This window comes from Psychroserpens luteus, assembly GCF_015319355.1.
GTDB lineage: Bacteria > Bacteroidota > Bacteroidia > Flavobacteriales > Flavobacteriaceae > Psychroserpens > Psychroserpens luteus.
Genome location: NZ_JADILU010000001.1, coordinates 437,874 through 449,858, shown reverse-complemented (window position 1 = coordinate 449,858; position 11,985 = coordinate 437,874). Strand labels below are relative to the sequence as shown.

The 11,985-nt window shown below is 31.5% G+C and carries 11 protein-coding genes; 5 read left to right on the top strand and 6 right to left on the bottom strand.

Annotated elements, in window-relative coordinates:
* Positions 1–200: 200 nt before the first annotated feature.
* The 3 genes from hppD to IM744_RS01980 form a co-directional block, all read right to left on the bottom strand.
* Positions 201–1,361: a 4-hydroxyphenylpyruvate dioxygenase gene (hppD, locus tag IM744_RS01990; RefSeq protein WP_194506405.1), complete on the bottom strand. Its 1,161-nt coding sequence runs from the start codon at positions 1,359–1,361 to the stop codon at positions 201–203.
* Positions 1,362–1,426: 65 nt separating this feature from the next.
* The gene (locus tag IM744_RS01985; RefSeq protein ID WP_194506404.1) at positions 1,427–1,912 is read right to left on the bottom strand and encodes a CCC motif membrane protein; all 486 of its coding nucleotides are present in this window, start codon (positions 1,910–1,912) and stop codon (positions 1,427–1,429) included.
* 7 nt (positions 1,913–1,919) lie between these two features.
* Positions 1,920–3,080, bottom strand: a complete 1,161-nt coding sequence (locus IM744_RS01980; RefSeq protein ID WP_194506403.1) for a homogentisate 1,2-dioxygenase — start codon at positions 3,078–3,080, stop codon at positions 1,920–1,922.
* 568 nt (positions 3,081–3,648) lie between these two features.
* Between IM744_RS01980 and IM744_RS01975 the strand changes: the two genes are divergently transcribed.
* Positions 3,649–4,143, top strand: coding sequence for a hypothetical protein (locus IM744_RS01975; RefSeq protein WP_194506402.1), 495 nt, complete (start codon positions 3,649–3,651; stop codon positions 4,141–4,143).
* A 133-nt stretch (positions 4,144–4,276) separates the two neighbouring features.
* On the opposite strand, the gene IM744_RS01970 is transcribed toward IM744_RS01975, so the two are convergent.
* Together IM744_RS01970 and uvrC are read right to left on the bottom strand one after the other, a co-directional pair.
* The gene (locus tag IM744_RS01970) at positions 4,277–6,469 is read right to left on the bottom strand and encodes a patatin-like phospholipase family protein (RefSeq protein ID WP_194506401.1); all 2,193 of its coding nucleotides are present in this window, start codon (positions 6,467–6,469) and stop codon (positions 4,277–4,279) included.
* A gap of 44 nt (positions 6,470–6,513) precedes the next feature.
* Complete coding sequence (uvrC, locus tag IM744_RS01965) at positions 6,514–8,307, bottom strand: excinuclease ABC subunit UvrC (protein ID WP_194506400.1); 1,794 nt, start codon at positions 8,305–8,307, stop codon at positions 6,514–6,516.
* Positions 8,308–8,412: 105 nt separating this feature from the next.
* On the opposite strand from uvrC, the gene IM744_RS01960 reads away from it, so the two are divergent.
* From IM744_RS01960 to IM744_RS01945, 4 genes are all read left to right on the top strand, one after another.
* Complete coding sequence (locus IM744_RS01960) at positions 8,413–8,847, top strand: ATP-dependent zinc protease family protein (RefSeq protein ID WP_194506399.1); 435 nt, start codon at positions 8,413–8,415, stop codon at positions 8,845–8,847.
* Positions 8,848–8,909: 62 nt separating this feature from the next.
* Complete coding sequence (rimK, locus tag IM744_RS01955; protein WP_194506398.1) at positions 8,910–9,779, top strand: 30S ribosomal protein S6--L-glutamate ligase; 870 nt, start codon at positions 8,910–8,912, stop codon at positions 9,777–9,779.
* A gap of 2 nt (positions 9,780–9,781) precedes the next feature.
* Positions 9,782–10,783: a succinylglutamate desuccinylase/aspartoacylase family protein gene (locus tag IM744_RS01950; protein ID WP_194506397.1), complete on the top strand. Its 1,002-nt coding sequence runs from the start codon at positions 9,782–9,784 to the stop codon at positions 10,781–10,783.
* Positions 10,752–11,315 (top strand): 5-formyltetrahydrofolate cyclo-ligase, encoded by a 564-nt coding sequence (locus tag IM744_RS01945; protein ID WP_194506396.1) that lies wholly within the window; start codon positions 10,752–10,754, stop codon positions 11,313–11,315. The genes IM744_RS01950 and IM744_RS01945 overlap by 32 nt, the downstream gene beginning before the upstream one ends.
* On the opposite strand, the gene IM744_RS01940 is transcribed toward IM744_RS01945, so the two are convergent.
* Entirely contained in the window at positions 11,312–11,962 is a 651-nt protein-coding gene (locus IM744_RS01940; protein ID WP_194506395.1) for a lipoprotein signal peptidase, read from the bottom strand. The genes IM744_RS01945 and IM744_RS01940 overlap by 4 nt on opposite strands.
* Positions 11,963–11,985 lie beyond the last annotated feature (23 nt).

Here is an 11,985-nt window from a genome sequence, read left to right as displayed (position 1 = left end):
ATTACAATTACTATTCCAAAAATATAAATTTTATTGAAACCATTATAGGTAAAGGTATTATAGTTGTGTCAGATTTTATAAATTTAATCATCTTTTAATTTTTTATTCGGAAATGCGCTACACACAACACTAAATCTATAAAAAGAAAGCTCAATCCTAAATAAGATTGAGCTTTTAAACTATAAAAATTTGGAAGCCTATTACAACGTTCCTCGTTTTGCTTGTTCTCTCTCAATAGATTCAAAAAGTGCTTTAAAATTACCTGCACCAAAACCTTGTGCTCCCATTCTTTGAATAATCTCAAAGAACAAAGTTGGTCTATCTTCTACTGGCTTTGTGAAAATTTGAAGTAAGTAGCCTTCTTCATCTGCATCTATCATTATAGATAACTTTTGAAGTTCTCCAATATCTTCTTTCATCATTTCCATGTGTTCTCCTAATCGCATAGGAATCTCATCATAGTACGCTTGAGGAGGAGGAGGTAAAAACTCAATACCTCTAGCTTTTAATTGCGCGACGGTTTTAATAATATCATCTGTTGCTACTGCAATATGCTGTACTCCAGAGTCTTCATAAAAATCTAAGTACTCCTCAATTTGAGATCTTTTTGCAGCTTTTGCTGGCTCATTTATTGGGAATTTAATACGACCATTTCCATTACTCATCACTTTACTCATGAGCGCAGAATACTCTGTATGAATCTGTTTATCATCAAAAGACAAGAAATTTACAAATCCCATCACGTCTTCATACCATTTTACCCAAGTGTTCATTTGTCCCCAACCTACATTACCAACCATGTGATCAATGTATTTTAAGCCTACAGGTTCTGGATTATAGTCGCTTTTCCACTTTACAAATCCTGGCATAAACGTGCCTTTATAATTTTTTCGTTCTACAAACATGTGAACGGTTTCACCATAAGTATAAATTCCTGCTCTCACGACTTCACCAAATTCATCTTTTTCAACAATTGGCTCCATATAAGATTTTGCTCCTCTTTTTGTTGTCTCTTCGTATGATTTTCTAGCATCATCAACCCAAAGCGCAACTACTTTTACACCATCACCATGTTTTACAATGTGATCATTAATTGGTGATTTACTATTTAGTGGTGTTGTGAGAACCAATCTAATTTTATCTTGCTTCAATACATAACTCACTGAATCTTTAGAACCTGTCTCTAATCCTTTATATGCATAGGACTGAAACCCAAATGCTGTTTTATAAAAATGAGCAGATTGCTTAGCATTACCTACATAGAATTCTACATAGTCTGTACCTAGTAATGGTAAAAAATCTTGTGCTCCTTCGAAGATTTTTTCTAATCCGTAATCGACACTTTTTACTTCTTTTGCCATAATGATTTTATTTTTAGAATTTTCTTTGGAGTATTCATATTTCCGAAGAAAATAAATTTATTATTTTAATTATTTAAACTGTCTATCTCTGTTTCAATCAATTCTTCAATATTAATTGAATCTATATTAATGGTATCTTCTTCCATTTCATAATAATCATCTTCATAGTAGATGCTATCGTTTTCCCATTCGTAATTGTAATCGTCATTGTTATTTCGAGCCTCATAGGCTTCCTTAAATATTTCTGATATAAACACACCGTAAATCATGAAATAAGCGATGTAAAATAGCGTCACCAAAGAACTAATAACTAAAGCAATAATATTTAAAACTTTTGCTGTAGATACATTACTTCTGCTATTTGGGTTATAAGCTTCTGGGTTTGAGCTATACTCTTGTAAACTTTTATTAGCAATAACTAAACCTATAATACTAAGAATAACAGGTATAATTGCAAAAACACCACAACAGCAACCTGCAATTGAGATTGTAATAGCTATAATACCCAAAACTAATGCAGATGGATCTGCAGATAATTTATTGTTAGTCATATAATATTTAGTGTTCTAACCAAGATTTATAGTAATCTTCATCGGCTATTTTTAAGGCTTCTTCCGTAATTTGTAATGGTTTAAATGTATCTACCATGACTGCGAGTTCATCTGTTTTCACTTTACCAATACTACGCTCTGTTGCTCCTGGATGTGGACCATGAGGTATACCAGCTGGATGCAAACTTATATGTCCTGCATCTATATCGTTTCTACTCATAAAGTCACCATCTACATAATATAAGACCTCATCACTATCTATATTACTGTGGTTATAAGGTGCAGGAATACTGTCTGGATGGTAATCGTATAATCGAGGCACAAAACTGCACACTACAAAAGCATCGGTCTCAAAAGTTTGATGTACTGGTGGTGGTTGGTGAATGCGACCTGTTATAGGTTCAAAATCGTGAATTGATAAGGCATATGGATAATTATAACCATCATAACCTACAACATCAAAGGGATGCGATGCGTATACCATTTCAAAAATATCACCTTGTTTTTTAACTTTCATTAAAAACTCTCCAGATTCGTTATTGGTTTCTAGTTCTTGTGGCTGACGGATATCTCGCTCACAAAAAGGAGAGTGTTCTAGGAGTTGACCAAACCAATTTCTATAACGTTTTGGTGTATAAATTGGTCGTCTAGATTCTACAATAAAAAGCCTATTGTCTTCTGTATCAAAATCCATTTTATATATGATTCCTCTTGGAACCACGAGATAATCTCCATATTTAAAATCTAGATTTCCTAGATGTGTTCTGAGTTTACCTGTTCCTTTATGGACAAAAATAAGCTCGTCTGCATCTGAGTTTTTATAGAAATAATCCGTCATGGACTGTTTTGGAGCTGCTAAAATAATAGTACAATCGCTATTGGTAAGGACTGCTTTTCTACTCTCTAAGTAATCATTTTCTGGTTTGACTTGAAAACCTCTTAATCGATACGATTGAATATGATTTGCTTTTGCAATTTTTGGAGCAACACTGTATTGTTTTTTAATTGCTTTGACTTGCGTTGGTCTTTGCTCATGGTAACTGTTGGTAGACATACCATCAAAACCTATAGTACCAAACAATTGCTCAGCATATAAAGTTCCATCTTCCTTTCGGAATTGGGTATGTCTTTTTGGTGGAATTTTTCCTAATTTATGGTAAAAAGGCATATTCTTTTTATATTAAATATTAGATTTTAAAAGTTTGAAGTAATAAAAACTTACTCAACTTTTTGACTTGATATAAAGATACGAATATGTGATGTTATTCAGGATTTCTTTTTAAGAGAAACTGAAGATGACTTAATAAATCTTTGAAGATGAGATTTTGCATGGCCTAAATATCGTGAAAAAAATTGTGATTTGAAACTTTGATGATAACTCTTAGAACCTCTTTGCTTTTATGCAACTAAAATTTAAAAATACATTATATTAATTATTATTTACGAAAAAAAAAAACGCTTTGACAAGAAAAAAATAGACTTTAACAGTCAAATGTTAAAGCTTTTATTTTTGAGGCGTCAAAATTACGGTTTTTCCGTAGTCACTAGGATTGACGTGGGTTGAACGACAGTAACCGCTTAACGAAAAAATTTTGATAACTCGTTTATTATTAGTTGCTTTGTGGTGTTGAAAAACATTGAGGATTTGGTTTTTAAGAAGCTCCTCATCTTTTTTTTAACAATATGTTGCAACTTAAACAAGTGCTTCTTTAATAAAATGTAAAATTTATCTAAAAATGAAAAATATTAAAATATTGTTTTTTCTATCACTTATGACTACTCTAATATATTCATGTGAAAAAGAAAACAATGAGGAACTAGTCAAAATTGAACAATCTGCAAAATTATCAAAAGCAGATATGGCTTTAATATTATTTGGTAGTGAAAATTCTAGATCCGGAGATTTACCATTTGTAGCAGATTTCAATATTAGAACAGAGAGTGATTTAGTCAGTGCAGAAGGCGGTTGCTATACTGTAAATGTAAGAGTTTATATAGACAATACTGAAACTGGTCAATCATATCAAGTAGCCAATGATAATGTACAAGTTGGTGATTGTCCAGATCAAAACAGAACATCCGACACAGAGAGTTGTAATGGTACTTTATCAAACGGTCATAATGTAATTGAGAATGGTACTAATGACCACTTTTGTTTATATGAAGTATTGACAAGGAACAGTGAAGTTTATAACCAATATTTAAATTCTATAAGTGAATTAGTAAATTAAATTGTAATGTATTATATTACAAAAGAGGGTTGAAATTTACTTAATCCTCTTTTTTCTCTTTCTTACAGAAACAAGTTAATTTTAAACTGCAAAAAAATAAAATCATATTCTTTCTCAAAACGCACTTAGTACCCTAAAACCAAAACCCAATATTAAAATACCAAACACTTTTACGTTGCTCTGGTGAGTAACTAAATTTTGCTTGTATTGGGCCTAAAAATGTTTCAAGACCATAACCTAATGCGTATCCTCTATAATCTGGTAATGTAAACCACTCTCCAGAATCAAAAATATCATTATCAATATTAGCCCAATTACCTTCTAGGGTGATATGATTTTTATTAAAGATTTCATAGTCTACACTTCCATAAGCTTTCACATAACTATTACCTGTAAGTGAAATATAATCATAACCCAAAAACGGAATGAAATTATTTATAAAATTATTACCATAACCACCAAGTGCAAAATCTAAGGTATTTGTAGAATTATCTCCAAATTTGAATCCGCCTCCAGTTCGTAAATTGAAACTTATTTTTTTTGAAACTCTAAATGCATAACCCAAATCGGCTTTTGCTATAGAAAACTGATCAAAATCACTATTAAATTTCGAAGCTAATACATAGTTGTGTAAATCACCACTAAAATAAACTCCAGATGATGGATAATATGTGTTATCATAAGTATCTAGTTTCAACTTTCCGAAGACACTAAAATAATCAGTGTTTTCAAATAGAAACTCATCGGTTTCCGAATTAATTGTTATTGTTTCAGACTTAACGTTTAATCGCTTATGTTCTGCTCCAATGCTCAGTGCAAAATCTTTTCTAAACAAGGTTTGCAAATAAAACTGATTAGTTTGATCTCTAAATTTAACATCTAACTTATTGATTCCTGTTGTTGCAATTTGTGCTTCATCTAGCAATAATTCGCTATTAATTCCTTTTTCAAATTGATTATATCTTGATCGCAAACCCACACTCCAATAAAAACCTTTATCAATAAGGTATTCAAAATTATACCTCACATTATCTCCTAAAATTATATCTAATGATGCTATATCATTATTAAAAAACAATCTCTTCTTTGTCAAATTAACAAGCGCTGCACTTTTATACACATCATCATAATGGATTGCCAATTTTAAAAATGTCGTGGTTTTTGACTCTCTAAGATTTGCTACAAGCTCATAACCATCTTTTCCTTTAGATCGTTTGAAATTGTATTGAAATGAATCAAAATTATTTGTTGCAATTAAATTATTTACGCCTTCATTAAAATCGTCATAACTCACAGTTTCACCATCTTTGAGTTTTAATTTACCCATAATATAAGCTCTCGTATAGCGATCATTTCCATTTACAGTAATCCTGTTTATGATAATACTATCTTTTGAGGTTAAATCTAATTCTCGTTTATTAAGTCTTTTACCGCTTATTCTTGGTAATTCACTTAAAGCTGCTATTTGATCCAGAGCAGCCAACTTCCCATTATTTATAATTTCTTTTCCTTCACTAAATGAAATTACTGTAAAATTTTCTATATCTGGTTTAATATAAATATCAGTCTTTTTAGACTTCAATTTCATGTCATTGATTGTTCTAAAGTTATTTATTTGAGACAGTACATCTAAAGCAGATACCATATCATCTCGTGTTGCCAAATCATCTTGTACATCAACACCAATGATAATATCCATTCCTTTTGCTCTAAGCTCATCAATTGGATAATTATTAATAACACCTCCATCAATTAACAAATCATCACCTATAACTACAGGCTGAAACAAAGAAGGAAACGCTCCACTAGCAGTAATACATTGTGGTAAATTACCAGAATCAAGAATGACTTGTTTTCCATTTTCTACATTAGTGGCAATGCAAAAAAACGGAATAGGTAGTTCTTCAAATTTATCTATATCACTTACATGAAGTGTCAATTTCGTTAATAAATTAAACACATTTTGACCTCTAGATAAAGCCGAAGGCAACTTTAGTTCAAAATTATTAAACGGAAGTATAATACCATATTTCTCTGTATTGTTACGTTCATGAAATGTTTTTGCAGATCGTGGTATATCATCATTAATGACAGCATCAAAATCTAAGCTACCAAAAATAGAATCTAATTGTTTCCCTGAATATCCAGAAGCATATAAAGACCCAACAATTGCTCCCATACTTGTACCAGCAATATAATCTACTTTAATCCCAAGACTATCGATAACTTTAAGAGCTCCAATATGTGCAAAACCCTTTGCTCCACCACCACTTAACACTAATCCTATCTTTGGTTTTTGGACATCACTGTTTGATTGCGCTTTCATAGAAAACGTGCTCAATAGCATTAATATGATAAAAATTTTATATCTCACTTTTTACTATAATAATCTATTATTTTTTGAGCTCTTGATAATCCAACAACTTTTTCTAAATCTTCTTTTTTTGCTTCGGAAATGCGCTTCACCGACTTAAATTGCTTCATCAAAGCTACAACAGTTTGCTCACCAATTCCTGGTATGGTTTCCAATTCTGTATTAAGCGCTTGTTTACTTCGTCTATTCCTGTGATGTTCAATCCCAAAACGGTGTGCTTCATTTCTTAAATACTGAATCACCTTCAATGTTTCGCTTTTTTTATCTAAATATAAGGGAATTGGATCGTCTGGATAGAATAATTCTTCTAAACGCTTCGCAATTCCGATGATTGCGATTTCATTCCGAAGACCTAAAGCATCCAAACTTTTTAAAGATGATGATAATTGTCCTTTTCCTCCATCAATAATAATTAATTGTGGCAATAGCTGTTCTTCATCTAACAATCGCTTGTAACGACGATAGACGACTTCTTCCATAGACGCAAAATCATCTGGTCCAACTACTGTTTTTATATTAAAATGACGATAATCTTTTTTACTTGGTTTCCCATCTTTAAAAACCACACATGCTGCTACTGGATTTGTTCCTTGAATGTTTGAGTTATCAAAACATTCGATATGACGAGGCTCTTCAGGTAAACCTAAATCTACTTTCATTTGCGCCATAATTCGATTTGCATGACGATCTGGATCAACAATTTTTACTTGTTTGAAACGCTCCATACGATAGTATTTTGCATTTCGAAGCGATAAATCTAAAATCTTCTTTTTGTCACCCAATTTTGGAACTGTAACTTTTATATGCTCACCTAAATCAACTTTAAAAGGCACATAAACTTCTCTAGATGTCGAGTTGAAACGTTGTCTAATTTCTGTAATTGATAGTTCTAGTAATTGTAAGTCGGTTTCGTCTAATTTCTTTTTAATCTCTAAAGTGTGCGACCTGATGATGCTTCCGTAGGACAATTGTAAAAAGTTTACATAAGCGTAGCCTTCATCACTCATAATACTAAACACATCAACGTTGCTAATTTTAGGATTTACAATTGTTGATTTTGCCTGATAATTTTCTAAAACCTCAACTTTCTCCTTAATACGCTGCGCTTCTTCAAACTGCATATCTTGAGCTAACTCTTTCATTTGAATTTTAAATTGCGACAATGAATCTTTGAAATTTCCTTTGATTATTTCTCGTATCGCAACAATATGAGCATTATATTCTTCTTCGCTTTGCAAGTCTTCACATGGACCTTTACAATTACCCAGATGATATTCTAAACAGACTTTATATTTACCTGCATCTATTTTTTCTTCGGAAAGATTATAATTACAAGTCCGTAAACTGTAGAGTCCCTTTATTAAATCAAGCAACGTCCAAACCGTTTTCATACTTGTATATGGACCGTAATATTCTGAGCCATCTTTGAAAATTCTACGCGTAGGAAATACTCTTGGGAAGCGTTCGTTTTTTATACAAATCCAAGGATAGGATTTATCATCTTTAAGCAACACGTTATAACGTGGCTTATATTTTTTTATAAGATTATTTTCTAATAAAAGCGCATCTGTCTCTGTCTCAACAACAATATGCTTAATACTTGCAATTTTTTTTACTAAAACTCTTGTCTTACCATTTTCATGAGTTTTCGTAAAATAAGAACTCACTCTTTTTTTTATGTTTTTTGCTTTTCCAACATAAATCAAAGTCTCTTTATCATCAAAATATTGATAAACTCCAGGTTGATTAGGCAACGTTTTTATTTGTATCTCTAAAGCAAGTTTACTCATTACTCAAAGGTAGTACTAAAAAAATATTTTAAATAGTAATTATGATTACAAGATTAATTTAATTGAAGTTTTTTGTTACTTTGCACCTTAAATTTTAGAACTGAGATGCCAAAAAAAACTATAGGCAGAATAGATAAAGCAGACTTCCCTACTCTTGATTTATTTGATATTGACATAAAAATTGACACTGGTGCCTATACTTCATCTATGCACTGTCACAAGGTTGTTGAAGAAGACAATTTACTTAAATGCTTATTTTTTGATAAAGAGCATCCAAATTATAATAAAAAAATTATTGTATTTAAAAACTACTCTACAACCAAGGTTAAAAGTAGTAACGGAATCGTTCAAAGCAGATACATCGTCAAAACGACTATTATACTGTTTGAAAAGAAATACAAAATTGATTTGACCTTAAGCACCAGACATGAAATGAAATATCCTATTTTAATTGGTCGCAAATTTCTATCTAAGAAATTTGTTGTAGACATCAATTTAAAAGACTTATCTTATGGAAAAAAGGTACTCCCCAAACAATAGAACCCAATTTAAATCAAACAAAACTATATTGACAAACAATAATTTTATATCAATTTACAACAATGAAAATAATAATTTTATCTAGAAACGCTCATTTATATTCTACTAAACGCCTTGTAGAGGCTGCAAAAAAACGCAAACATGAGGTTGAAGTCATCGATCCATTAATGTGCGATATTATTATTGAGAAAAAAAATCCAAAAGTTATCTTCAAAGGTCGAACTTTAGAGGCAGATGCGATTATACCTAGAATTGGTTCTTCAGTTACTTTTTATGGAACAGCTGTAGTACGTCAGTTTGAAATGATGAAAGTGTTTTCGGCAGTAGAATCTCAAGCTTTAGTGAGATCTAGAGATAAGCTACGTAGTTTACAAGTATTATCTAGAGCTGGTTTAGGAATGCCAAAAACGGTCTTTTCTAACTATGCTAAAGATGTTCAAAGTATGATTGATTATGTAGGTGGAGCACCTTTGGTTATTAAATTATTAGAAGGAACTCAAGGTTTAGGTGTTGTATTAGCAGAAACAAATAACGCAGCAGAATCTGTCATCGAAGCTTTTAATGGTTTACAAGCACGTGTGATTGTTCAAGAATTTATTAAAGAATCTAAAGGAGCAGATATTCGTGTTTTTATAGTTGACGGAACAGTCGTTGGAGCTATGAAACGACAAGGTAAAGAAGGTGAATTTAGATCTAATTTACATAGAGGCGGAAGCGCTAATATCATTGAGCTTTCAGATGAAGAAGAAAATGCTGCTTTAAAAGCTGCTAAATCTCTTGGTCTGGGTATTTGTGGTGTAGATTTATTACAATCCTCTCGTGGACCTTTAGTTTTAGAAGTTAATTCTTCTCCAGGATTAGAAGGTATTGAAACTGCAACTAAAAAAGATATTGCGTCAACTATTATTCGTTATATAGAACGACATGTTTAATTATGGCAATTGAGAAAAAAGACAGTTTAAACATTTTAGGAGAAACTATTAATCCTGGTCAAAATGCGATTATTACTTTTGAAGTTGCAAAACTACATACACGTAATACTCTAGATGTACCTATAATTATCGAGCGTTCAAAAAAACCTGGACCCACTTTACTAATTACAGCAGGAATTCATGGAGATGAAATTAATGGTGTAGAAATCGTAAGGCAAATTATTGCTAAAGGCATTAATAAACCTAAAAAAGGAACAATTATTTGCGTCCCAGTTGTCAATGTTTTTGGTTTTTTAAACATGAATCGTTTGTTTCCTGATGGTCGAGATCTAAATCGTGTTTTCCCAGGAAGTGCAAATGGATCTTTGGCTAGCAGAGTAGCACATTTAGTAATGACAGAAATTATACCTCATGTTGATTTTGCAATGGATTTTCATACAGGTGGAGCAGACCGTTTTAATGCAGCGCAAATACGTATCACAAGAGAGGAACCACGACTTACAGAATTAGCACATATTTTTGGAGCTCCTTTTATCTATTATTCAAATAATATAAATAAATCATTTAGAAATGCTTGTAGCAAAGCTGGTGTACCAATGCTTTTATTTGAAGGCGGAAAATCTTTTAATATCCACGATAATATAACCAACACTGGTGTTAATGGCGCTAAACGCGTTTTGCATCACTTAGGAATGTTAAACAGTAAATTTAAAGTATCAAAACCTAAAACTGAAGCCATCATTATTGAGGATAGCAAATGGTTGAGGGCTAAATTTTCTGGAATGTTCAAAGCAACTGCAGCTATAAATTCTTATGTAGAAAAAGATGACGTTTTAGGTAATATTACAGATCCTTATGGTAGTTTCAATCATTTTGTAAAAGCACCAAATGCAGGTTATATTTTTAATGTGAATGAATCTCCAATTATTTATCAAGGTGATGCTATTTTTCATATCTCAACAGGTTTAAAGAATGAACAAATTTCAAATACGAACACATTATAAAACGCTTCGGAAAGAGCTTTCTGAAGAACAAATAGAAGATTTTAGCTTAAAAATTGCTAATCAATTACTTCTTCTTCCTATTTGGAATCATGAATTCTATCACATCTTCTTATCAATTACAGAGCACAAGGAAGTTAATACCGATTATATCTTAAATATTCTCTCCGGAAAAGATAAAAACATTATTATTTCTAAAAGTGATTTTTCAACTAGAGAAATGTCTCATTTCTTACTTACTGATAGTACAAAAATTAAAAAGAATGAATGGAATATCCCTGAACCCATCAATGGAATTTCCATTAACGTAGAACAAATTGATGTGGTCTTTGTACCCTTACTGGCATTTGATAAAACTGGACATAGAATAGGTTATGGTAAAGGGTTTTATGATAAATTTCTAAATAATTGCAAACCAGAAACTATTAAAATTGGGCTCTCGTTTTTTGAAAGCATAAAACAAATTACTAATGTTTTTGAAAGCGACGTTCGTATGGATTATTGCGTGACGCCAAAAACTATTTATGAATTTTAGTCTTCAAAAGCTACTTCTTCATTTTTCTCATCTATAGTTTTAAATGCTCTTTTATTAAAGAAAATCAAAATCCCAATACCTGTACTAATTGCCATATCAGCAATATTAAAAACAGGATCAAAAAAGGTAAAATAAGAGCCTCCATAAAAAGGAATCCAATTAGGCAAAACTCCGCTCCACATAGGGAAGTGCAGCATATCTACTACTTTGCCATGAAATAATGTATCATAACCTTGCTCTGGTAAAAATGTTGCGACTTGTCCTAAGCTTGAATCAAAGAAGATTCCGTAAAAAACAGAATCTATGATATTACCTAAAGCACCAGCTAGTATAAGAGAAATTGCAAAAATTAAAGTTCTTGAACTTTTATCTATAATAGATTTTCTTAACCAATACCCAATTCCAAAAACAGCTAAAACTCTAAAAACAGTGAGGCAAACCTTCGCAGTTCTATCTGATATAAACGATACAAAATCACTAATTTTTGTTCCCCAAGCCATGCCTTCATTTTCAACAAAAGCAATTTGAAACCAACTAAAAACCTCTAACTTTTCGTTTAGTGCAAAGTTTGTTTTTATATAAAACTTACTTATTTGATCAATAAGTAGAATAACTACAATTAAAATTGTGGCTTTTTTTAATGACATAACCTGATTTTAAACCTTGTAAA